This window comes from Lactobacillus sp. RTP31084st1_F9_RTP31084_210423 (assembly GCF_040919545.1).
GTDB lineage: Bacteria > Bacillota > Bacilli > Lactobacillales > Lactobacillaceae > Lactobacillus > Lactobacillus paragasseri.
Genome location: NZ_JBCOVH010000002.1, coordinates 261,826 through 285,934, shown reverse-complemented (window position 1 = coordinate 285,934; position 24,109 = coordinate 261,826). Strand labels below are relative to the sequence as shown.

Below are 24,109 nucleotides of genomic sequence, written 5' to 3'. Positions count from 1 at the left end.
ATATACAAAAAAGTTCGTCTTTCTAGCTTAAGACGAACCTTTTAATAAAAATAATATTCAATCGGGATGACAGGATTTGAACCTGCGACTTCTACGTCCCGAACGTAGCGCTCTACCAAGCTGAGCCACATCCCGAATATCAAAAAAGACTCACGCTTCGGTGAGTCTTTTATACTGGAGCGGAAGACGGGATTCGAACCCGCGACCCCCACCATGGCAAGGTGATGTTCTACCACTGAACTACTTCCGCAGTACATTTACTAGTATAGCAAAACATCATTCGATTGCAAGTACTTTTTCTGAAAAAATCAAAAAAATAGACCATCTTCAAAGACAGCCTATTTTTTAAATTATTTATTCTTTTTCTTCAAGTCTTCTTGCACTTCGGCATCAACGTCTTCAACCTTTTCAGGACGCATTGTTGGGAAGAGCAATACATCACGGATAGCTGGAGCATCAGTTAAAAGCATTACCAAACGGTCAATACCAATACCTAAACCACCTGTAGGAGGCATACCAAATTCCATTGCACGGATATAATCTTCATCAATCATATCAGCTTCATCGTTACCAGCTTCGCGTTCTTCCATTTGTTCTTCAAAACGGTGGCGTTGATCAACTGGATCATTTAGTTCTGAGAAGGCATTTCCGTATTCCATTCCCAAAATAAAGATTTCAAAACGATCAGTAAATCTTGGATCATCTGCATTCTTTTTAGCAAGTGGTGAAATTTCTACCGGGTGCCCATAAACAAAGGTTGGATCAACAATAGTCTTTTCACAAAATTCATCAAAGAAAGCATTAATTACATGACCGACTTTCCAGAATGGTTCAGTATGAATTCCATGTTCCTCTGCGATCTTCTTAGCTTCTTCGTCAGTCATTTCTTTCCAGAAGTCAACACCAGTCTTTTCCTTAATTAAGTCAACCATATGAACGCGGCGGAATGGCTTACCTAAGTCAATATCAGTACCTTGGTAGTTAATCTTACCGTCTGGAGAAACTACTTTAGCAGCTGCTCTGATAATTCCTTCTGCTTCATCCATGACATCGTGGAAATCCCAGTAAGCAGCATAAGTTTCAAGCTCAGTAAATTCAGGATTGTGGCGAGTATCAACACCTTCGTTTCTAAATACTCGGCCAATTTCATAAACTCTTTCCATACCACCGACAATCAAACGCTTCAATGGAAGTTCCAACGCAATTCTCATGTAAAGATCAATGTCCAAAGCGTTGTGGTGAGTAATAAATGGGCGTGCTTCAGCACCACCTGGAATATTGTGAAGAACTGGAGTTTCAACTTCTAAGAAATCTTGGTTATTTAAGTAGTTACGAATAGCTTGAATAATTTGAGTACGATGAACAAAACGCATGTAACTTTCGTGATTAGTAATCAAATCAAGATAACGTTGACGATAAATTTGTTCAACATCTTTCAAACCGTCCCATTTATTAGGTAATGGGCGAAGAGCTTTAGCTAAAAAAGTAACGTGAGTAGCACGAATAGTTAACTCACCAGTATCAGTTTTCATTACTTCCCCATCAATGCCTAAGAAGTCACCAATATCTGATTTCTTAAAAATCTTGTAGTTGTCTTCGCCAACAATATCTTTACGTACATAAATTTGAATCTTACCAGTACGGTCATAAAGATCAGCAAAACCTACTTTACCCTTACCACGCTTGGCAAGCATACGACCTGAAATTTTGGTCATAGGCATATCGGCATTTAATTCATCTTTATCTTCTTTACTATACTTTTCATTCAAAGTACGAGCTAAGTCTTGACGATCAAACTTTCTTACACCAAAAGGTTCAATGCCATTTTCACGCATTTCGTCCATTTTTTCACGACGAACAATTAGTTGGTCGTTCATTTCATTCTTTGCCACTCTAAAAACTCCTTTTATCGATTAATTTGCTTTTGTCTTGCTTCATATTTTTCCACAAAGTCATCTAACAAGTCAAAAACTTCTTGTTTCGTCCAAACATCATTTATTTTAGCACGGGTTCGAGCTGAACGGGGAATTCCTTTCAAATAATAAGCAGCTTGACGTCTAAATTCCGGTACAGCAATTTTTTCACCTTTAAGATCAATTAAGCCATTTAACTGTTCTTTAGCAGTTGCCACTTTTTCTTCAACAGTTTGTGGACGTAGTTTTTCACCAGTGTCTAAATAATGAACCATGTCCTTAATAATCCATGGATTTCCCAAGGCTGCTCTACCGACCATTACTGCATCAGCTCGAACATCTTCAAGCATTGATTTTGCTTTTTCAGGTGTTGTAACATCTCCATTACCAACAAAAGGTATGGTTAATGCATCTGCAACATCTTTTAAGGTTTCCCAATCTGCCTCACCCATATACATTTGTTTTCTAGTACGTCCGTGCATAGCAACAGCACTAGCACCAGCTTCTTGGGCAGCCAAGGCATTTTCAACAGCAAATATATGCTTTTGATCCCAGCCTGTTCTCATTTTAACAGTTACTGGTTTGTTCACATCTCTCACTACAGCATGAACCATTTGATAAATCTTATTTGGATCCAATAACCAACGAGCTCCAGCATCAGTCTTGGTTACTTTTGGTACAGGACAACCCATATTGATGTTGATAATGTCAGCTGCAGTATGAGTATCCACATAATGAGCAGCTTCAACTAAAGTTTCTTCACTTCCACCGAAAATTTGAATACTCATCGGATGCTCTCTAGGATCAACTGTCAACATATCTAAAGTCTTTTTATTGCGGTAAATAATTCCATGATCTGAAATCATTTCACAAACCACTAGGCCTGCGCCAAATTCTTTACATACTACTCGGAAAGCAGCATTTGAAATTCCAGCCATCGGTGCAACTACTACATGATTAGGAATTTCAACATCCCTAATTTTCCAACTATCGTTTTTCACACTTGCTCATCCTTTCAAATACCCTAATATCATAGCAAAACTATCTACTACACACCACTTTAATTTACCTTCTTAAGAACATCTTTTAATTCATCTTCAGTAAAGTGATATTTTTCTTTGCAGAAACGACAAACTAATTCTGCACCGTGATCCTTTTCAATCATTTCTTTTAGTTGTCCTGGCTTAAGTGTAGCTAAAATTTTGCTGTATTTTTCTTTTGAGCAATCACAGGAAAACGCAACATCTTCTTTAGCCAAAATCTTGCAATCAGTTCCTAGGATCCTTTCGGCTAGATTTTCAGGTGTCATTCCATCTAGGAATAAAGTTGAAAGATTCGGAAGAGCTTTAATTCTCTTTTCTACTTGAGCTAATTGTTCGTCAGTTGCTCCTGGCAATGCTTGTAATACAAAACCGCCCGCAGCTCCGATACTATTGTTTGGTTCAACAAAAACAGACAAGCCAACAGCTGAAGGAATTTGTTCAGATTTTGCTAAATAATATGTAAAATCTTCCGCAATTTCTCCACTAACAATCGGAACCTGACCGGTATAAGGTTCTTTTAGGCCTTGATCTTTGGTTACTTCAAGCCAACCTTCACCAACAGCTCTTGCTACATCAATATGTCCATCTTTCTTAGGAGGAAGAGCAATATGCGGATTTTGTATATACCCCTTAATAGTCAAGTCAGCTTTTGCTGTTACAACAGTTGCTCCTACTGGACCGTTGCCTAGTAATCTAACTGTCAATTCATCTTTATCTTTCAATAAGGCTGCTGATAAAAGCAGACCGCCAATTAAAGTTCTACCAAGTACAGCTGACGATGCGCTCCATGTATCATGTCTTTTTTGCGCTTCACCAACAAGACCTTTGGCATTAACTGTAATCAATCGTAAGTTTTTAGTTTTATCAATTGCTTTTACTAAATAATCTTTCATTTTTTCTTTCCCCTAAAAAATAAAGCCTATAAAACATAGACTTTACTTTTTGACTAATACTTTTTCTTTTTCAAAAAAATTAAATACCACTAGTAGGATTATACCTATGATACTTGTTACAGCGCCAATAAGCAATTTAATACTGTCGATATTACTGAATTTTTACCTACTTAAAAAAATACACTTCTCCAAAACAAGCATCGAGAAGTGTATCTAATCAATTAATCTTTCTTATTTTTCTTTAAAAATAAAGTAAATACAATTAAGGAAATAATACCAATAATGCTCAAGATAGCACCTACTAATACACCTGGGGTTCTATATTTCAATGTAATTTGATGAGTTCCTGGTTTCATCTTTAATCCAATAAATACACCCAATGTACGATTAATTTTAACTGGTTTTCCGTCTACTTTAGCTTGCCAGCCCTTACTATAAGGGATAGTAGTCACTAAGTTTTGATTTTTATCAATTGTAACTTTACCAGCTACATATCCATCTTTAAAGCTTGTAAATTTCATTTCTCTGTTACGGGCTTTTTTGACTTTATCATGCAAAGCTGAAAAGTCGATATTCACAAATTTAGGGTATTTGAGAATGACCTTGCCGCCTTTTCCATCTATGGTCATTTTAATATCAACTTTTCCATTCTTATCGGCTTGAACGCCAATTAGTTGATCTGTATATTCTTGAAGTTGAACTTGTTTACCGTTTATAGTCAAACTAAATGGAGGACGATAATCAGGATTTTTATTCCATTGATAATTATTTAAAGGAAGTACTAATTGCATCAAATTTTTGCTAAATCGAATATATCCCACTTGGTTAGGTTTCAGATTATCATAGGTGAAACTCATCGTACCAGGACGCTCTTTATCATATCTTTTAATTGTGAAATATTTTTGTTCAGTACGTTTAGTAATCTTCTTATGTTTCTTTATGACATGATACTTTACTGTACCATATTTCACTGACAAGTTATTTGTTGTAATTCGAGCCTTTTTAGTACTATAATCCAGCACATTTGATTTAGATTGGGTCAAAGAATTTAAAACTAAGTTTTGATTATAGACAGGATTTTCATCTTTAAACTTTAATTTATTGGATAAATTACCAGCAAAGGCAAATGGAAGTGTTTCATTTCGATACACAGTTTTATCGCCCTGTTTTAAAATAACTGGTCTAGTTTTTAAATCATCTCTTAAACCATAGTTAACATATTCTGGTGAAATGCTTTGATTAGTCAAAGAACTGTTAATAAAGCTCTTAACATTAAAAATAGCATCAGTAACTACAGTACCAGTTTGATAATAATAGAAGTATCTAAATGTTGAAAATCCTAAATCAGTCATCAAACTACTAATTCGTGAATCATTATTGGATGAAAATTCTTCTACCCCACGATAATTAAAAGTATATCCTTCACCGCGATCATTATTTAGTTCATAATTTTTAGCAATTCTACCTGTCTTATCAGCTGCTGGGATCTTCGAAATTATTTCATTATTTTCTGCAACGTATCTAGGATAGTAATCACTCTTCATTCCAAGATTGCTAAGGCCAGTATATGCGTTTCCCGATAATTCGACTAGCCCAAATAATATTAGAATAATTCGAACGAAGTTTTTATTTGAAAAGTAGATTAATATTCCAAAGAGAAGTACTAAAGCTACGGCTATCCATTCATAAAAATTATTTGGTCCAATTCGACGACGAATATATACAGTCATCAAACTTAGCAATAAATAAATAGTGGTAGCTATGATTCTATCTTTTCTCTTAAAGTCTTGATATGACAGCTCTTTTGCTGCTAAAAGCAAAATCCAAAATACGATTAAAAAACTAAACCGATAAGGATAAGCAATAGTTTGTTGTCCACCATGCCAGAATAAGTATAACGGACGCACGATAATGCTTAAGACAAACATAATTCCAATTATCAGATTAGTAATTCTAGCTTTAACTGAATTACGAGAATCAATAAAGTAGATAATAAAAATTATAGCAGCTAATGTACCTACAAAAATTGGCGGCCAATCATTGTAAGTATCCCCAATAAACAGTCTTGATACTGTTTTTCCCCCAGTAATAAGTAGCTTAATATTAAAATCTGAATTAAAATCCGACTGTGCTAATTTATTACTTGAGAGATTAAATAGAGTTGGTAATAGGACTATTGCACTAATTAAACCACTAATAATTGAACTGATCGCAAAATTCAAGAATTGGTGGAAAAATAGTCTTATGTCTTTAAAATTATTGATTGTATATGCTAGGAAAATAATTACCATAAAGATACAAATCATGTAACCAATATAGTAATTAAATATAATGGCACAAGCCAGTAAAATACTATACGCGAGCCATTTATTAGTCTTGATTCCTCTAACCAAAGCATAAGTGATTAAAGGCAACAAAATTAATCCATCAAACCACATGACATTTCCAGCATAAGCAACTGAATAGCCACTTAAACTATACGCAATTCCTAAAAAAATTGCATAGGCCTGATATTTAAAGTTAAACCATTTTAAAATAAGCCAAGTAAATGTACCACTCATCAAACCTAGCTTAAGCAGGATTATTACATAAACGGCAATATTGATTTTATTTGCAGGAAAAAGAAAAACTATAAAATTTAACGGACTTAAGACATAGTAAGCAATGTTACCAGCCATATCTCCACCTAGTCCATTAGAAAAAGTATACCCAGCACTAGCCCAATTTCCTAAAACTAAATGACGATAGTATTGAAAGAAAGATAAGTACTGATTAGGTAAATCTCCTCCGTACAATACTCCTCCAAAGATTGGATTACAATCAGTGAAAGTAGATAAAAGGAAAAAGAGCACTATAGTTGTCAAACAACTTATTAAGCTTAATTTTAAAATCTTTTTGTCTTTTTTACTTAAATATTTCATTCTTAATACCAAAAAACTCCTTTCTAAAATCTGTAATTTCAGTATTAGAAAGGAGTATAAACATTACTCTTACAATAAACTCTTACCTATCCTCGTTTTCATCTGAATTGTGTTCGTCAGAATCTTTCTTTTCAGATGGTGGATTAAGTGGAATATCGTCAATATTCTTATGATCATCAGGAAGTGGATGAACGTCTTCTTTGTCATCCTTATTTTCAGTTTCTTCTCTTTGTTGATCCTTCTTTTCCATTGCAGCTTTTGCTTCTTCATAAGTTGAAGCCTTAGATTCACTTGGAAATTCATTCTCATCATTTTCTGGCATTTTACCAGTCTTGAATAATGAAAGAATTTGCTTTTCGTTTAAAGTTTCATACTTGAGCAATGCTTCTGCAATAATCTTGTGAGTTTCACGGTGGCTCTTAATGATATCAACGGCTTGTTTGTGACCTTCATCAAGAATTTCTTTAACTGCTTCATCGATCTTAGCAGCTGTAGCTTCACTGTACGGCTTAGTTCCATAAGGTGATTGCATACTTGGAGATTCAAGCTCAGTCATACCAACATCAGTCATACCATATTGAGTAACCATACCACGAGCAATGTTAGTGGCTTGTTCAAAGTCGTTTGAAGCACCCGTAGATTTATCACCAACAACTACTTCTTCACCAGCACGACCACCCATTAAACCAGCAACTTGTTCCATTAATTGCTTCTTAGTGATGATATTTTCATCCTCTTTTGGAAGCATAATGTTATATCCACCAGCACGACCTCTAGGTACAATCGTAACTTTACGAACGGTTCTAGAATCGCTAAGGACTAAACCAACGATTGCGTGTCCTGCTTCATGGTATGCAACACGCTTTCTTTCTTCAGGAGAAATAACAGTGTCTTTCTTAGCTGGTCCTGCAATAACGCGGTCTTCTGCTTCATCAACATCAGATGCTGTAATTTCAGTCTTATTACGACGAGCAGCAACTAAAGCAGCTTCGTTTAAAACATTTTCAAGATCAGCACCCACAAAACCAGGAGTTTGGCGTGCTACTTCTTTTAAGTCGACATCTGGTGCTAAAGGTTTATTCTTAGCATGAACTTTTAAGATAGCTTCACGTCCTTTAACATCTGGACGACCAACTAAAACCTTACGGTCAAAACGGCCAGGACGAAGAAGTGCCGGGTCAAGAACATCTGAACGGTTAGTAGCTGCCATAACAATGACACCTTCATCACCTTCGAAACCATCCATCTCAACCAATAGTTGGTTCAAAGTCTGTTCTCTTTCATCATGACCACCGCTAACACCATTGCCACGTTTACGTCCAACGGCATCAATTTCATCAATGAAAATGATACTTGGGGCATTCTTCTTAGCTGTTTCAAATAAGTCACGTACACGAGATGCACCAACACCGACGAACATTTCAACAAAGTCTGAACCAGAAATTGAATAAAATGGTACACCAGCTTCACCAGCAACCGCACGGGCAAGTAAAGTTTTACCAGTACCAGGAGGGCCCTCAAGAAGAACACCAGCCGGAATTCTAGCACCTAATTTAGTATATTTTGCTGGATTCTTTAAGAATTCAACAATTTCAACTAACTCTTGCTTTTCTTCTTCTTCACCAGCTACATCTGAGAATCTAACCTTATTTTTACTTGGATCTTGTGGCTTAACATGAGATTTTCCAAAGTTCATCATGCCGCCACCACGACCCTGTCCACCTTGGTTCATCATCATCCAAAGCATGACAATAAAAATCAAAGTTGGAACAAGCATGACAATAGTAGAAATCCAAGTTCCAGATTGAGATTCACCTTGTCCAGAAATTGATGCTCCGCTCTTTTGAGCAAGATCTGAAACTGTCTTAACCATTGAGTCATTTTGAAGCATCGTAGTACTGAAACGAGTTACTTCACTACTACTTTGTGAACTTGGAATAAGTCCAAATCCAGTACTATTTTGATTCTTTGACTTTTGAGCTTTCTTATAAGATCCAGTAACCGTATATACACCATTCGATGGTTGTACATTGATACTCTTGACTTTACCCGCTTTTAAATCTTTTACTAATTGAGAATAACGGATATTTTCTGTGGAACCATTACTACCTGAGCCACCCACAGCCCAATTGATTCCAGCCAAGAGGATCACGAATACTATGATATAGAAAAGACCGTTAGAAAGCAGTCTATTTCTTTTATTTTTCATCTATAAACCTCCGCGACACTTCTTGGAATTACTCCAACGATTTTACCACAAATTACGCTTTTACCATAGAACTTTGCACAAACTTAAAGATAAATATATACATTATATCGAATAAAATCTGGATTATATTCTTGATTTTGATAGACATTTTCAACATAAACTGGATTTTTTCCTTGCCAAATAGTTAGACAATACGGCCTTAATATCAAAGGAATTCCATTCTCCGCAAATTTTTTCTTAGCTTTTGTTTGCCTGCCATCAGCTAGTCTTAATTTGCTTCCCTGAGGTAAACTTCCCACCTCTAAGAAATCACTTTTTGCTCCATAGAAATATCCAACTAAGTTGCCCAGTTTTTTATCATTTGAAATCATGTATTCTTTTCCGTTTAAAGAAAACTTTTCATCGAGCTTAATTTTCTTTTTATTAACGTCAATTGGCGTTAACTCGTTTCTATTTATCAAGTAATAATAATCTTGATAAAAAATTAATTGAAAATTTTCTTTGTTAAAAGTTGCATTTTTGCTCCACCTAATTTCATCAAAGTGAACTCGTTGATGCCACTTTTTATAAATTAGATAATCAAAAAAAGCTGCTAACTGATTTTTATTTAAGTCTATTAGATCTGATTTCCTACCTTGTAAAGCTTTACCAAAGCTAACAGGTAAAATCAAACTTTCAAAAAAGCTACTTTGACAGTCTGAAAGTAGCGCTGCACTTTCGCTAAAACGATAGGCATTTTCAACTAAATGATTCGTTTCTTTTTTCAATAAAGGAACAACATGATGCCTTAAACGATTTCTTAAAGTATCATCTTCAAAATTAGTCTCGTCTTCAATATAGTCTAAGTCATTCTGCTTATCATATTCTAACAACTGATCTTTTGAATACTTAATTAACGGCCGTAATAGCTTCATAGAGTTAAAATTTCCTACGACCTGAAGACTATTCATTTCAGCTACATCCCCTGAACGAATAAATTTGAGTAAAATATTTTCAATTAAATCATCGCCATGATGTGCTGTTAACAAGTAATCAACCTGATATTTTTTCCCGGTATTGGCTAAAAATGCATAGCGAAACTCACGCGCCCTTGCTTCAATACCAGTTTGAGGATGAAGCGCAAGGGGCCAACTTTTTTCTATTAGTTTTACTTTAAAAGCAGTGGTTAATCTTTGTAGTAACTCACTTTCTAAATAACTATCTTTTCTTAGACAATGATCCAAATGAGCAACAATTAACTGTTCTGAAGGATCAGGTAAGAAGTTAACTAACATATGGAATAATGCCACTGAATCAGGTCCACCACTTGCAGCTAACAAGAACTTTTTATTTTTAATTTCAATATTATTTTTAGTAAAAAAATTTGTAAATTCTGTCATTGTTAAATAAAAAAGTGACCTTTACTGGTCACTTAACTCAATTGAATTCTTTAAATCTGCTATTTTCTTTGTAGAACTTTCTACTAGCTTTGCTAAAGGAGTAAAGTCTTTACTATCTTTAAATTCATTAGTCGGATCAATCAAATCAGGATTATTTACTTGACTCAGAGAGAGCGAAAGCTTTCCCTCACGATTATTGATAATAACTACCCTGATCTCATCTCCAATACTGTACTTGTTCCTAGCACTTTCCCATTTATCACCAAAATCTTTATGAAAAATCAAGCCATGATGATGGTGCAGTAAAGTCACAAAAATCCCAAGTTTAGTAATATTGTTAACTTTAGCATTAAGTCTTAATCCAATTGGAAATTTCACTAATAATCCTCCTCTTTATCAGGAAGAGTATATATTGATTCGCCAGATTTAGAATAGTAGAACTTATAACGTATTACTTTAGCCACATAATCAGGATCTTTCAGATCTGCCACTTGCGCCTTTAATTTTTTATTAGTTTTATTAACTTGGTTTAACTCTGTCTTATTCGTTTGAATTTGACTATTAATTCTACCCGTTTGTACATGGACCATAATTAACTGTAGTCCAAAAATTAAAATTGCAATTGCAAAACAAGCAACAATTCGGTTTCGCCGAACGCGATGAACTTCTTTTTCTTTCCTAGCTGCTTTGCGCCGTAAGCGCGCCAAGCGTTCTTCATCGCTTAAGGCATTATAAAGTCGTGGCCCTCTCTGCATACGCGTGTCCCTGCCTTTTCGTTTATATTCTAAATCTTAATTATAACACCACTTGTTATTAATATAACACCTTACTCTTCCCTTGTCATTAATCAATTAGCTCATACAAATCGCTTGCTTCAGCCTTCTTAGTCGTTTCTCTCAAGTCAAGTACACGAGCTTTCAATTGTTTCGTACCGAATCCGATTTCAATAACATCACCGACTTTTACGTCATACCTGGATTTAACTACTCGATCATTAACTTTTACTCTTCCTTGATCTGCCATTTCTTTAGCAACTGTACGTCTCTTAACTAATCTAGATACTTTTAAAAACTTATCGATTCTCATTTTATTTTCCTCTCTATCTTTGAACAATATCGCTCGCCGCTGCCAAAAATACATGTAATTCATTAAATAATTGTCTAGTGCTCATCTTTTTTTCAAGTTCAAGCATGACATTCATTCTCTTTTGTGGATCCATATTAATCCTAGCTCTTAACGACACATGTTCTAATGCCTTAAAAATATTTGGCCCTTCTAATTCTTCACTAGCACGATTATTGAAAATAACCTGTAATTTATCATCTGACTTCTGATTAATTGCTACAACTTGAGCCAAATCGGCATCTGCTTTAACCTTTGATACATTTAACAAATTTTCCACCGCTAATGGATAATCTCCAAAACGATCAATTAATTCATCGGCAATACTTTCTGCTTCTTTTTGATCATTAATTCCTTTAATTTTTTTATAAAATTCAATCTTCTGTTCCTGATCAGCAATATAATCATCGGGAATATATGCTTCCAAATTAAATTGCACTTCTGCATTAGATTTAACAGCAACTTTCTTGCCTTTACGTTTCTTAATTGCATCATCTAGCATTTGAGCATACAGATCATAACCAACGCTATCAATAAAGCCGTGTTGCTGTTTTCCTAGCATGTTGCCGGCTCCTCTAATTGACAAGTCCCGCATTGCAATCTTAAAGCCAGATCCCAATTCAGTAAAATCGCGAATAGCACTTAGTCTTTTTTCACCAATTTCCGTTAAAACCTTATTAGGCTGATACAAGAAATAGGCATAAGCTAAACGAGCACTTCGTCCAATTCGACCACGTAATTGATAAAGCTGACTTAATCCATAGTGATCTGCATTTTCAACAATCATTGTGTTGACATTAGGCATATCAACTCCAGTTTCGATAATTGTTGTTGTTACTAAGATATCAAACTCATTTCTTGAAAAACGATACATAATATCTTCCATTTGGTTTTCGCTCATGCGACCATGAATATATTCAATTTTAGCTTCTGGTATCAGTTCCTCTAATCGGCTAACTACTTTATCAATGTCATCAATCCGATTATGCAAGAAGAATACCTGCCCATTTCGCTTCATTTCTCTAAGAACCGCTTCGCGTACAACACTAGGCATCTCTTCCATGACATAGGTTTGAATTGGATATCGATTAGTTGGCGGCGTTTCCATTACAGAAAGGTCTCTCACGCCAACCATTGACATGTGTAAAGTACGCGGAATTGGCGTAGCTGTCAAAGTCAAAACATCAATATTAGCTTTTAATTCCTTTAATCTTTCTTTGTGCTTAACGCCAAATCGCTGCTCTTCATCAACTATTAATAAACCAAGATCTTTAAACTTTACATCTTTTGATAATAAGCGATGCGTACCAACAACCATATCAATTTGACCATTTTTTACACCTTCAATTATCTCCTTTACTTCAGCAGGAGTTTGAAAGCGCGATAAAAGCGCACAATTGACTGGGAAATTTTTAAAGCGATCTTGCATTGTTTCAAAATGTTGCTGTGCCAAAATAGTAGTCGGTGCTAAAAATGCAACTTGCTTTCCATCACGAATAGCCTTAAAAGCAGCTCTTAAAGCAACTTCAGTCTTACCAAAACCTACATCTCCAACTAAGAGGCGATCCATTGGCTTAGGACTTTCCATATCCGCCTTGATTTCTCTAATTGAACGCAATTGATCAGGCGTTTCTGGATAAGGAAAAGCATCTTCGAATTCTTTTTGTAAATCATCATCTGGACTAAAGGCAAAACCTTTTTCAGATTCACGTTTGGCGTATAGTTCGATTAAATCATCTGCAATATCTTCAACCTTTGATTGAACTCGTTTTTTGGTCTTGGCCCACTCTGCACTTCCTAGTTTATTAATATGAGGAACTTTACCCTCTGATGCCACGTATTTTTGAACTAATCCTAATTGATCAGCTGGAACAAATAATTGATCATGATGCTGATAGGTAATTGTTATGTAATCGCGTTTTTTACCATCTACATCTAACGTCTTAATTCCCTCAAAACGACCAATACCATGATTAACATGAACGACATAATCACCTGGCTTTAATTCGTTATAGTTTCGCAAACGCTGAGCATTTTCGAGTGTTTTAATACGTTTACGATGGTGTGGTCTTTGATTAAATAGTTCACGTTCAGTTAAATACACTAAATTCAAACTAGGAAGTGCAAAACCGTGTGCAAAATCACCAACAGTTATTTGAGCTTTTTTTATCAAAATTTGATCAGATTTAACAATCGGAAGATCAACACCATAATCTACCAAATTTTGAGTGATTTGCTTAGCACGAGTTGCAGAATCAGCCTGTAAAATAACCGTATTTTCTTCATTCGCAAAGCGCTTCAATTCACTCTTAATTAACGGCATTTGACTAAAGAATTGCTGGACTTCTCGCGTAGTAAAATTAAGTATTTGGTCAAATTTTAAGCGACCCATTCCTTTTTGAAACAGTGAAAATATTACCTGTGCTTGTTTCACCTTTTGAACTACTTGCTCAAAATTGTGTCGTAATTTTTGGCTATTTAACATTGCACCTGCTTTTATTTCTTCGGAAATAAAAGCTTCATTTTGAGCATCTACATCAGCAACATTCTTTTTGATTGCTTGCCAATCATCAAATAAAAGTAGTCCATTTTTATCAAGATAATCAATCAAATTGAATGACTTTGGAAGCAAGTAATCAACTAAAAAAGCATAATTTTCAGGAAGGCCATCCGCTTCAAGCAAATCAATTGCTTTAACAAAATGATTTTTAACATTTTCTTCTTTGGCAATTGATTCCTTCATGTCTTGTTTTATTTTCTTAACTGCCTCATGAAGATTACGACTAGAAAACACTCTATCTAAAGCCGGGCCGATTGAAACAATATCTTTTTCTTCTAAGCTACGTTGTGTTGCTGCATCAAATTCTTTTACGGTATCAACCTCATCACCAAAAAATTCAATTCTAAAAGGATTTTCTTGGTCTAAAGGATAAACATCAAGAATATCGCCACGACGAGCAAATTCTCCTGGACGTGCGACAATATTTTCTCTACGATATCCAGCTTGTGTGAACCATGCAGTTAATTCATCTAAGTCAAATTCTGCCTCAGGTTTAAATACTTGCTTTGCTTTAGTAAAATCTCGCGGATCACTTAACTTATATTGCAATGCTTGCGGAGTAATTACTACAATTCCAGCTCTTTTTTCAGTCAAAAACTTCAAAGTTTGCAGTCTTTGACTTAGCTCATCTGGAGAAGCGATAGCAGTTTGTGTTGCAATTGTGGCATCAACTGGAAAACTAAATACCATATTATCAGGTAATAAGTTTCCTAGTTCATCTAAAAGCATCTGTGCCTTGTCTTCACTATCTTCAACCAAAATTAATGGGCGCTGCCAAGTGCTTAGCATTTGCATCAAGACAGCACTAAAAGCTCCAGAATTTACTCCAGTTAAAAGTGAACGTTTTTCTTTTGGAACTTTATTAATAAAATTATTTAAATCTTTGTCTTTATTAAGTAATTCTGTAATGTTCATTCTAATTGTACTGATTCATTAAATACTGGGCATTCTTCCCCTTAATGAAATCGTTAATGATATTTTCGCTAACATCAAAAGCTGCATCCATTAACTTTTGCTGTTCATCATTAAAAGGACTTAATACCCAAGAAACAACGCTTTCTTTTTGCGGATGACGAATTCCAATCTTTAATCGGTTGAAATTATTTGTTCCTAAACAGGCCATAATACTCTTAATTCCATTATGACCTCCTGATTTTCCATTTGCACGAATTCTGATCTTCCCGATTGGCATATCCATGTCATCGTGAATAACTAAGATATCTTCTGGAGCAATCTTAAAGAAATTGGCCACTTGCGCAATTGACTTTCCGGAATCATTCATAAAAGTTTGCGGTTCAAGAAAAATCACATCTTCGCCGTTAATCTTCTGCTTAGTCCATAATCCTTCAAATTTATCCTTATCTAAATCTAAGTTGTTTTTGCTTAAATAATGGTCTAATGCCATAAAGCCAGTATTATGCTTGGTCTGATCATATTTTTTACCCGGATTTCCTAAACCTGCAATTAATTTCATTATTTTTCATCCTCTTTGACAAATATCTAATTCTATATTCTTTCGCTCTTGAGATTATAGCACAGGCTTACTTACAAATAATAAACTACATCTTTAAAGTTATATTTTTAATTTTTAAATTTCAATATGATATAATCTTATTGTTAAATAAATCACTAATATGGAAGGAAGTATTAGCAAATGTCAGAAGAAAAAATTCATAAGATTATTCTTGTTGGTGACGGTGCTGTAGGTTCTACTTACGCATTTTCATTAGTTCAACAAGGTATCGCCCAAGAATTAGGTATCGTTGATATCGTTAAAGAAAGAACTCAAGGTGATGCTATTGACTTAGCAGACGCAACTCCTTGGATTGCACCAAAGACTATTTACTCTGCAGAATATTCAGACGCAAAAGACGCTGACTTAGTAGTTATTTCTGCTGGTGCTCCACAAAAGCCAGGTGAAACTCGTCTTGACCTTGTTAACAAGAACTTAAAGATTTTATCTTCAATTGCTGAACCAATCGTTGAATCTGGATTCAATGGTATTTTCTTAGTTGCTGCTAACCCAGTTGATATTTTAACTCACGCAACTTGGAGAATGTCAGGTTTCCCTAAGGATCGTGTTATCGGTTCAGGTACTTCACTTGATACTGGTCGTCTTCAAAAAGTTATCGGTGAAATGGAACACGTTGATCCTCGTTCAGTTAATGCATACATGCTTGGTGAACACGGTGATACCGAATTCCCAGTATGGAGCTACAACAATGTTGGTGGCGTAAAAGTTAGCGACTGGGTAAAGGCTCACCCAGAAGTTGGTGAAAACAAGCTTGAAGCAATCCACAAAGAAGTTGCTGACATGGCTTACGATATCATTAACAAGAAGGGTGCTACTTTCTACGGTATCGGTACTGCATTAGCATTTATTACTAAAGCTATCTTGAACAACGAACACAGAGTTCTTCCACTTTCAGTACCTATGGACGGTGAATACGGTTTACACGATCTTCACATTGGTACTCCAGCAGTTGTTGGTCGTCACGGTTTAGAGCAAGTTATTGAAATGCCATTAAGCGCTGACGAACAAGCTAAGATGGAAGCTTCTGCAAAACAATTGAAAGAAGTTATGGACAAAGCCTTCAAAGAAACTGGCGTAAAAGTTCGTCAATAATTAAGACTTTTTCTACGGAAGAGCATTCACTTATCGTGAATGCTTTTTTCTTCTTCAAATTAAAGTTGTTTAATCAGACTTTAATTTTTATATAAAACTATGGTATAATGGCTTGTAAATTTCAGATGTATGGAGGCTAATCATGCTAATTAAATCTCTTGTTTATAAAAAAGATTACTTAACTACAGTCAACGAAAAAGCTACTCTTGCCGAAGCATTAAAAATCTTAGAAGACTCCGGTTTCCGTTGTGTTCCTATTTTAGATGATACAGGAACTATTTTCCGCGGAAATATTTATAAGATGCATATCTACCGTCATAAGTCCCAAGGTGGCGACATGAATCTACCTGTAACTTACTTGCTTAAGAATGCTACTAAAACTATTAAGGTAAATTCACCTTTCTTCCGTGTATTCTTTAATATTAAAGACCTCCCATACATCGCTGTATTGGATGAAGAAAACCACTTCTATGGAATTTTAACTCACGCTCGTTTACTAGACATGCTTTCCGATGCTTGGAACATTAAGAATGGTTCTTATGTTTTAACTATTCTTTCTGACAATGATCGTGGTAACTTAGTTAAAATGGCAAAAATCATTTCTAAGTACAGTAATATCGCAGGCTGCCTAACTTTAGATGTTAAAACTGGCGAACTAGTTCGTCGTAATTTATTTACTTTGCCAATCGGTGTCTCTCGCGAAACTATGACTGCAATTGTAAATCGCCTAGAAAAGAAAGGCTTTGTAGTTCCCGAAATTGAAGATCTTCAATCTGGACTAACAATTCGTAGCGCAGAACAACCTGGGGAATTAAAAGATTAAATTTTAATCAATAAAAAAGCTCGCTTAGCCATTTTAATTTGGCTAAACGAGCTCTTTTTAATTTAATCTTCGTAATAAACACGCGGTAAACGATCGTTCAATAAGCAAGCAACCTCATAATGGATTGTATCAACGTAATCAGCTGCTGCTTTAATATTATTTGGATCATCAGGATTATTAGAAATAATTACTACTTTAGTTCCAATCGGCATTTCTTTTGGCATTTCAACCATGAACTGGTCCATACAAATACGGCCAACAATTGGGCAATATGCATTACCTACCTTAACTTTAAAACCTTGGAATTTTCTGATAAAACCATCTGCGTAACCAACTGGCACTGTTCCAATAATCGTATCCTTATTGGCAACAAATGTCGAACCATATCCAACCCCATCGCCTTGATGAATTGTCTTCACATGTGTTAATTCACTCTCAAATGATAAAGCTGGATCTAAGGCAATTTTTGACTTCAAATCAGGTGAATTAGGATTAGAAGAAGGATTTAAGCCATAAATACCAATTCCAAATCTAACTAAATCACTCTTAATTCCATCATGAAAAATACTTGCTGCAGTATTATCAACGTGAATCCACTTTGGCTTTACTGTAAGCAAACTCTTCATATGGTTAAATTTTTCACATTGATGTTTAAAGTAAGTTTCATTGCTGCTATCAGCAGAAGCAAAATGAGCAAACATTCCTTCAATGTAAAAATTGTCATTATTTTTCAAAAATTTGTTAGCAGCAATAAAGTCCTTATCTTCATTAAATCCGATTCGACCCATTCCTGAATCAATACCTAAATGAATTTTCAATTGTAAGTCTGAATTTTCTAAATATTTTTCTGCTTCTTTAAGCCATTCTAGGTTTGGAACAGTCAGTGAAATATCATTGGCTGCAGCAATAGGAGCATATTCAGGAGAAACAACACCTAAGACTAAGATCGTTTTAGTAATATCTGCACGCCTTAATTCTAACGCCTCATCTAAAATTGCCACGCAGAATCCAGCAGCTCCAACCTGATCTGCTACTTTAGCTACTTCTACTGCGCCATGGCCATAACCGTTAGCTTTTACAACAGCAAGCATCTTTTGGCCTGGCTCAAGATGCTGCATTTCATTTTCAATATTTCTCTTAATTGCGCCCAAATTAACCTTTATTACAGCTGGGCGATGAATACCTGGAACCATTAATTTAATTCCTCCAAAACTACACCTGTTATAATCTCATGATCATCATGCGTGATACTGGCAAAAATATTTCCAGAAAACTTAGTCGACGTCATTACTGGATGTCCTAAATCATCCCATAAGGTTTCAATATCTTGAAAGCCAACATACTTACCTAGACCTGTCCCTAATGCCTTAGAAAAAGACTCTTTTAATGAAAAACGTCCACCAAGATATTCAACTTTTCGCTTTCCTTTTAATTGTTGATATTGTGCAAATTCCTTTGGAGTTAACACTCTTTTAGCGAATTTATCGCCTTTTTCAACAATTTTTTTCATGCGTTCAACTTCAACAGAGTCAATTCCAAAGCCTCTAATCATTATTTTTACCTCACACATTGATACATTATATTACAAAAAAGAGCTGTAGCAACTACAGCTCCCAATTAAAAACTAGTCTTTTTTCTTAATTACAAAGTCATGTTTTCTACCACCACGACGGGCATTTGGCTTACGATGATATCTTTCATTACGATCGCCACCACGCTTGAAGTTACGTTTAAAATGGTGATTATTGTTACCATGCTTTGACTTAAATGGCAATGGCTTTTCAGGTGTAATTTTTACCTTTACGCTTTCAGCATCTTTAGATAAATTCTTTAACAAGGCAGCTACCAAATCCACAGCAGAATAATCATCAAGTAGTTGTGATGCTTCTGCAGTATATTTAGAAAGATCACCATCTAATAATTCTGTTACCTTCTTATTTGCTGCACTCAATTGTCCCTTAAATGCTTCTTCATCTGTTGGCGGTTTTAGCGGCATCATCTTTTTATGCGTTAATTGTTCAATAGTACGCATGTAGCCAATTTCATTTGGTGTAACAAAAGTTACTGACATTCCGTTTTGACCAGCACGTCCAGTTCTACCAATACGGTGAACGTAAGAATCTGGATCTTGTGGAATATCATAGTTATAAACGTGACTTACACCAGAAATATCTAATCCTCGGGCAGCCACGTCAGTTGCTACTAAAATATCAAGCTTACCTTTACGGAATCTCTTTAACACGCTCATGCGCTTAGCTTGAGAAAGATCACCATGAATTCCAGCAGCGTTATAGCCGCGAGCTTGTAAACCACGTGTTAATTCATCGACACGTCTTTTGGTTCTACCGAAAATAACAGCCAAGTCAGGATTTTGGACATCAATCAAACGACATAAAATATCAAATTTTTCGTTTTCTTTTGCTCTTACAAAATACTGATCAATTAAATTGGCAGTTAATTCTTTTCCCTTAATTTTTACAATTTCGGGATCATGCATAAATTTCTCACCAATTCGTAGAATTGGCTTAGGCATGGTTGCTGAGAAAAGCAAAGTTTGGTGTTTACTTGAAGCATAATTCAAGATGCTTTCAATATCTTGAATAAATCCCATATCAAGCATTTCATCTGCTTCATCTAAAACAATTGTTTTCACCTTAGAAATATCGATTGTTCCACGTTTCAAGTGATCTAATAATCGTCCTGGTGTTCCTACTAAAATTGCTGGAGTTTGCTTTAAAGCACGAATTTGACGACGAATATCTGCCCCGCCATAAACAACTTGGACACGAGCCTTTTCATCCCTACCCAAACGGAATAATTCTTCTTGGGTTTGAATAGCGAGCTCACGCGTTGGCTCAATAACAATGGCTTGAATCGAGTCGTGTTGTTTATCTAAATTCTGTAAAATTGGCAAACCGAAAGCAGCAGTTTTACCAGTACCAGTTTGTGCCTGACCAATTACATCTTTTCCCTCTAAAACTAAGGGAATAGTCTTTTCTTGAATTGGAGTAGCTTCTTCAAAACCTGAACGTTTAATAGCTTTTAAAATTTCAGGTTTCAAGTTCATTTCAGAAAATTTCAAATATCTAATTCCTTCCTACATTAGGCGGTCTAAAACCTTTTCTAAATGCATTCCATGTGATCCTTTTAGCATAACAATATCATCTGGCTTAATATCATTCTTTAAGTCATCAATCATATGATTCATTTCATCTTGTGGATAATAATGCAAGTTGGCTGCTGGATACTTATCAACAAGTGCATCATATAAATTCTTCATTTCTGGGCCATACAAATATAATTCGTTAATAATTGCTGGATCTAACGCATTAGCAAGTGAAGCATGAAGCTCAGCAGATTCATCCCCAAGCTCTAACATGTCGCCTAAGACTGCAATTCTACGTCCGCCATCTTTAACCATCACCTGACCAAATGAAGTAGTAACAGCCTTAACCGCAGTTGGATTTGAGTTGTAAACATCGTCCATAATTGCTTCGCCTACGTCTCCCTTCTTCCACTGCATTCTATTTGCAGTTGGGGTAAAGTTAGCTAAGGCTTGAGCTATTTGTTCATCATTTTCGCCAAAGTGACGTCCTACACTAATTGCCGCAAGAGCATTTGATACATTATGCTTACCAATCATTGGAATTTTGAATTGCTGCTCTGAATCATTTACTTCAAAAGTAGCATGGTGCATGTAAGACCTAAAAGTAGTTGCAAAAACAGTATCTTCTTCTCTAAATCCAAAAGTACTCTTGTCTTGCTTAATCTTAGCTGCACGTTCTTCTAACAATGGTTCATCGCCATTATAAATAAACTTACCGTCTGCTTTTAAGAAATCGGTAATTTCCATCTTAGCATCAGCAATTTTATCCCTAGTACCAAAGAATTCAATGTGAGCTTCGCCAATCATGGTAATCACGCAAACATCTGGTCTTACTAATTCACTTAAATGATGTAATTGTCCTGGACGATCCATTCCCATCTCAAGTACTAGAATCTCAGTAGATGGCTTCATCTCTAAAATGGTTACAGGAACACCAATTTCATTATTAAAGTTGGCTTGTGTCTTATGAACGTTAAATCTTTTAGCTAAAACAGCTGCAACCATGTCCTTGGTTGTAGTCTTACCGTTAGAACCAGTAATTCCAACAACGGTTGGGTTAACTTTACCTAAGTAATATTTAGCTAAAGATTGAAGTGCTGTTAATGGATCCTCAACTTCAATAACTGGCACATCAGTTGGCTTACCTTCATGACCTTTTTTCCACAAAGTTGCTTCTGCTCCATTTGCCATTGCATTCGATACAAAATCATGTCCATCCCTTACACCGGCTAATGGGATAAATAAAGAATTGGGTGTTGCTTTTCTTGAGTCAAAAACAACAGAAGTGATGACCTTATCTTCTCCCATATTAACTGAACTATTTAATGCTTTGGCGATCTCAGCAAGTTGCATTTTCATAATAAATAAATTACTCCTACCTAAAATTGCATGTAACCATATTATACTGATTTACACTTATCAGAAAAAGGTCACCTGCATATCAATAAGAATTATACCACGTTAATCATGAAAAAAGAGCAGTCCAAAGTGGGCTGCTCTTTTGGTAAAAAATACCAAGAATTATTAGTTCTTTGAAGAAATACCGTACTTCTTGTTGAATTTTTCGATACGACCATCTGCTTGTGCAAACTTTTGCTTGCCAGTGTAGAATGGGTGAGAATCTGAAGAAATTTCAACACGAACTAATGGGTAAGTCTTACCTTCAAATTCAATTGTTTCTTCTGGCTTTAAAGTAGAACCAGCTACGAACTTAGCACCAGTTGCTGAGTCCATGAAAACAACTTCTTGGTAATCTGGATGAATCCCTTTTCTCATTGTTTAATACTCCTTTGCCATGACCAATATTTCAGATCATAGATTATTTCACGACTAGTTAAGAATAGCACCTTTCTAACCATAATTCAAGCTATTTTATAGTTACGACTTCAAATCCTAGTCTTCTTCAAGCTTAATTTTTTCGTTTACTTTTATCGCAGTAGCATCAATTTTTTCTAGACCACTGTTGATTGCAAATTTATAGAACAATAATGATGCAATACTAATAACCAAGAAATCCCAAGGATATGAAATCCAATTTTGACCGCCAAAACCATCACTACCGCAATAAGACATAATCGAGATAAATACTAAATAACCTAAAAGCCAAGCAGCATGTTTAAACTGTGACTTAAAATTTCTTTTTTGATATTTAACCTCATAATAGAAATAAATCGGTATGCCTAACACGATTACCAAAATAACTTGAATTGTTGTTGGCCACATTGTCCAATAAATAGCTAAACTAGTTAGTACAAATGTTAATGGAGCAAACCATCGCATATATACTGGCTTATACGGGCGGTCTAAGTCAGGTGCTATTTTTCTTAAAGTAATCGTAGTTACTGGACCAGTTAAATAAGCAATTAAAGTTGCACAAGTGATTACCGTTGCTAGTAAATTCCAATTTCTAAAGACACTAACTAAGATCATCGCTAAGATTAAATCAGCAACCATCGCAAAGCGAGGTACTAAGTAGCGTCGATTGAGTCTACCTAGCCAAGCTGGTAAATGTTTAGTATGAGTCATTGCAGCTAATGCTCTAGAAGCCGTTGCTACAAAAGCTACTCCAGTACCGAATGGCGAAACAAAGGCATCCATATACAGTAAGATAACTAACCAATTAATTCCTAACAAAATTGCAATATCCGCAAATGGAGAAGCAAAGTTAATTCCATGCCATGAGTTTTTAGCAATTATCGCAGGATCTACTGCGCCAATAAAGGCTATTTGAAGCAAGATATAAATAGCTGCAGTTACCAGCATCGATATCAAAACTCCGCGAATAATATTTTTACGTGGATTCTTTAATTCTCCACCAATATTAATAATCGTCTGAAAAGCATCATAAGACATAATAATCCCAGCTCCGGAAGCTGCTTCAAAAATTGCTCGACTTCCATAAGGCATAAAAGTTTTCACATCATGACCAAAATTAGCAGGGTGAAAACTAGATGCAAATAACATGATAATTGTAATTGTAGGCAGCAAAACCTTGAAAACAGAAATCAAGTTAGTAAAGTGCGTCATAATCTTAATTGACCAAAAGTTAATTAAAATAAAAATAATCATGAACGCAAACACAACTAATAATCCAGGTGTCGTTATATTACCACCTTGCATAAAATGATAAGTCCAATTTGCCCATTTCCAAGGCCATGAACTCATATATTGAACTGCAGCAACTGCTTCCATTGGTACTAAAGTTACTAAAGAAATCCAATTTGCCCAAGCAGCAATAAAGCCAAGCATGGGACCATGACTATATTGAGCGTATTTGCTCATTCCACCACTCTCAGGAAACATCGCTCCGAGTTCAACATAAGTTAGGGCAATTGCAATAATAATAACTGCACCAATTATCCACGACAAGATAGCTGCTGGACCTGCAATTTTGGCTGCTGATCCCGATCCAAAAAGCCATCCCGATCCAATCAATGAATTAAGGGCTAGCATTATTGCTGAAAATAAACTTATTTTATGTCCTTTATTATTCACAGCTTCCCCCCATTTTTAT

General features: G+C 35.4%; 19 protein-coding genes and 2 tRNA genes. 2 read left to right on the top strand and 19 right to left on the bottom strand.

Going from position 1 to position 24,109, the window contains the following annotated elements:
* Positions 1–61: 61 nt before the first annotated feature.
* The 13 genes from AB5359_RS06630 to pth form a co-directional block, all read right to left on the bottom strand.
* A tRNA-Pro gene (locus tag AB5359_RS06630) sits at positions 62–135 on the bottom strand.
* A gap of 40 nt (positions 136–175) precedes the next feature.
* A tRNA-Gly gene (locus tag AB5359_RS06625) sits at positions 176–250 on the bottom strand.
* Positions 251–350: 100 nt separating this feature from the next.
* Entirely contained in the window at positions 351–1,892 is a 1,542-nt protein-coding gene (gene lysS / locus AB5359_RS06620; RefSeq protein WP_048686307.1) for a lysine--tRNA ligase, read from the bottom strand.
* Positions 1,893–1,906: 14 nt separating this feature from the next.
* Positions 1,907–2,914: a tRNA dihydrouridine synthase DusB gene (gene dusB, locus AB5359_RS06615; RefSeq protein WP_368279858.1), complete on the bottom strand. Its 1,008-nt coding sequence runs from the start codon at positions 2,912–2,914 to the stop codon at positions 1,907–1,909.
* 59 nt (positions 2,915–2,973) lie between these two features.
* Entirely contained in the window at positions 2,974–3,849 is an 876-nt protein-coding gene (gene hslO / locus AB5359_RS06610; protein ID WP_048686304.1) for an Hsp33 family molecular chaperone HslO, read from the bottom strand.
* A 221-nt stretch (positions 3,850–4,070) separates the two neighbouring features.
* Entirely contained in the window at positions 4,071–6,770 is a 2,700-nt protein-coding gene (locus AB5359_RS06605; protein ID WP_368279892.1) for a YfhO family protein, read from the bottom strand.
* Between the two features lie 82 nt (positions 6,771–6,852).
* A complete protein-coding gene (ftsH, locus tag AB5359_RS06600; protein ID WP_368279856.1) occupies positions 6,853–8,979 on the bottom strand; it encodes an ATP-dependent zinc metalloprotease FtsH in 2,127 nt (708 codons plus the stop codon).
* An 83-nt stretch (positions 8,980–9,062) separates the two neighbouring features.
* Positions 9,063–10,358, bottom strand: a complete 1,296-nt coding sequence (gene tilS, locus AB5359_RS06595; protein WP_048686300.1) for a tRNA lysidine(34) synthetase TilS — start codon at positions 10,356–10,358, stop codon at positions 9,063–9,065.
* A 21-nt stretch (positions 10,359–10,379) separates the two neighbouring features.
* A complete protein-coding gene (locus AB5359_RS06590; RefSeq protein ID WP_048686298.1) occupies positions 10,380–10,736 on the bottom strand; it encodes a S1 RNA-binding domain-containing protein in 357 nt (118 codons plus the stop codon).
* The gene (locus AB5359_RS06585; RefSeq protein WP_003647843.1) at positions 10,736–11,113 is read right to left on the bottom strand and encodes a septum formation initiator family protein; all 378 of its coding nucleotides are present in this window, start codon (positions 11,111–11,113) and stop codon (positions 10,736–10,738) included. The genes AB5359_RS06590 and AB5359_RS06585 overlap by 1 nt, the downstream gene beginning before the upstream one ends.
* A gap of 88 nt (positions 11,114–11,201) precedes the next feature.
* The gene (locus AB5359_RS06580; RefSeq protein WP_048686296.1) at positions 11,202–11,444 is read right to left on the bottom strand and encodes an RNA-binding S4 domain-containing protein; all 243 of its coding nucleotides are present in this window, start codon (positions 11,442–11,444) and stop codon (positions 11,202–11,204) included.
* 13 nt (positions 11,445–11,457) lie between these two features.
* Positions 11,458–14,955 (bottom strand): transcription-repair coupling factor, encoded by a 3,498-nt coding sequence (gene mfd, locus AB5359_RS06575; protein WP_048686294.1) that lies wholly within the window; start codon positions 14,953–14,955, stop codon positions 11,458–11,460.
* Position 14,956: 1 nt separating this feature from the next.
* Complete coding sequence (gene pth / locus AB5359_RS06570; RefSeq protein ID WP_048686292.1) at positions 14,957–15,514, bottom strand: aminoacyl-tRNA hydrolase; 558 nt, start codon at positions 15,512–15,514, stop codon at positions 14,957–14,959.
* A 180-nt stretch (positions 15,515–15,694) separates the two neighbouring features.
* Between pth and AB5359_RS06565 the strand changes: the two genes are divergently transcribed.
* Positions 15,695–16,666, top strand: a complete 972-nt coding sequence (locus AB5359_RS06565) for an L-lactate dehydrogenase (protein WP_368279854.1) — start codon at positions 15,695–15,697, stop codon at positions 16,664–16,666.
* Between the two features lie 142 nt (positions 16,667–16,808).
* On the top strand, positions 16,809–17,489 hold the full coding sequence (gene cbpA / locus AB5359_RS06560; protein ID WP_003647846.1) for a cyclic di-AMP binding protein CbpA: 681 nt from the start codon (positions 16,809–16,811) through the stop codon (positions 17,487–17,489).
* Positions 17,490–17,551: 62 nt separating this feature from the next.
* Here the strand turns inward: cbpA and alr are convergent, their stop codons facing one another.
* The 6 genes from alr to AB5359_RS06530 all read right to left on the bottom strand — a co-directional run bounded on the left by alr (position 17,552) and on the right by AB5359_RS06530 (position 24,090).
* Complete coding sequence (gene alr, locus AB5359_RS06555) at positions 17,552–18,682, bottom strand: alanine racemase (RefSeq protein WP_048686289.1); 1,131 nt, start codon at positions 18,680–18,682, stop codon at positions 17,552–17,554.
* Positions 18,682–19,041: a holo-ACP synthase gene (gene acpS, locus AB5359_RS06550; protein WP_020807231.1), complete on the bottom strand. Its 360-nt coding sequence runs from the start codon at positions 19,039–19,041 to the stop codon at positions 18,682–18,684. Before acpS ends, alr begins: the two co-directional genes overlap by 1 nt.
* 72 nt (positions 19,042–19,113) lie before the next feature.
* Entirely contained in the window at positions 19,114–20,571 is a 1,458-nt protein-coding gene (locus AB5359_RS06545) for a DEAD/DEAH box helicase (protein ID WP_048686287.1), read from the bottom strand.
* A gap of 15 nt (positions 20,572–20,586) precedes the next feature.
* Complete coding sequence (murF, locus tag AB5359_RS06540; protein WP_368279853.1) at positions 20,587–21,954, bottom strand: UDP-N-acetylmuramoyl-tripeptide--D-alanyl-D-alanine ligase; 1,368 nt, start codon at positions 21,952–21,954, stop codon at positions 20,587–20,589.
* A 165-nt stretch (positions 21,955–22,119) separates the two neighbouring features.
* Positions 22,120–22,371, bottom strand: a complete 252-nt coding sequence (locus AB5359_RS06535) for a type B 50S ribosomal protein L31 (protein WP_003647850.1) — start codon at positions 22,369–22,371, stop codon at positions 22,120–22,122.
* Between the two features lie 117 nt (positions 22,372–22,488).
* The gene (locus AB5359_RS06530) at positions 22,489–24,090 is read right to left on the bottom strand and encodes an APC family permease (RefSeq protein WP_368279851.1); all 1,602 of its coding nucleotides are present in this window, start codon (positions 24,088–24,090) and stop codon (positions 22,489–22,491) included.
* Positions 24,091–24,109 lie beyond the last annotated feature (19 nt).

Bases quoted from the DNA above. Each gene is read 5' to 3' on its own strand.
- mfd (WP_048686294.1), bottom strand. From the start codon at position 14,955: ATGAACATTACAGAATTACTTAATAAAGACAAAGATTTAAATAATTTT.
- cbpA (WP_003647846.1), top strand. From the start codon at position 16,809: ATGCTAATTAAATCTCTTGTTTATAAAAAAGATTACTTAACTACAGTC.
- pth (WP_048686292.1), bottom strand. From the start codon at position 15,514: ATGAAATTAATTGCAGGTTTAGGAAATCCGGGTAAAAAATATGATCAG.
- AB5359_RS06580 (WP_048686296.1), bottom strand. From the start codon at position 11,444: ATGAGAATCGATAAGTTTTTAAAAGTATCTAGATTAGTTAAGAGACGT.
- AB5359_RS06535 (WP_003647850.1), bottom strand. From the start codon at position 22,371: ATGAGAAAAGGGATTCATCCAGATTACCAAGAAGTTGTTTTCATGGAC.
- acpS (WP_020807231.1), bottom strand. From the start codon at position 19,041: ATGATTAGAGGCTTTGGAATTGACTCTGTTGAAGTTGAACGCATGAAA.
- alr (WP_048686289.1), bottom strand. From the start codon at position 18,682: ATGGTTCCAGGTATTCATCGCCCAGCTGTAATAAAGGTTAATTTGGGC.
- tilS (WP_048686300.1), bottom strand. From the start codon at position 10,358: ATGACAGAATTTACAAATTTTTTTACTAAAAATAATATTGAAATTAAA.
- ftsH (WP_368279856.1), bottom strand. From the start codon at position 8,979: ATGAAAAATAAAAGAAATAGACTGCTTTCTAACGGTCTTTTCTATATC.
- murF (WP_368279853.1), bottom strand. From the start codon at position 21,954: ATGAAAATGCAACTTGCTGAGATCGCCAAAGCATTAAATAGTTCAGTT.
- AB5359_RS06585 (WP_003647843.1), bottom strand. From the start codon at position 11,113: ATGCAGAGAGGGCCACGACTTTATAATGCCTTAAGCGATGAAGAACGC.
- hslO (WP_048686304.1), bottom strand. From the start codon at position 3,849: ATGAAAGATTATTTAGTAAAAGCAATTGATAAAACTAAAAACTTACGA.
- AB5359_RS06605 (WP_368279892.1), bottom strand. From the start codon at position 6,770: ATGAAATATTTAAGTAAAAAAGACAAAAAGATTTTAAAATTAAGCTTA.
- AB5359_RS06565 (WP_368279854.1), top strand. From the start codon at position 15,695: ATGTCAGAAGAAAAAATTCATAAGATTATTCTTGTTGGTGACGGTGCT.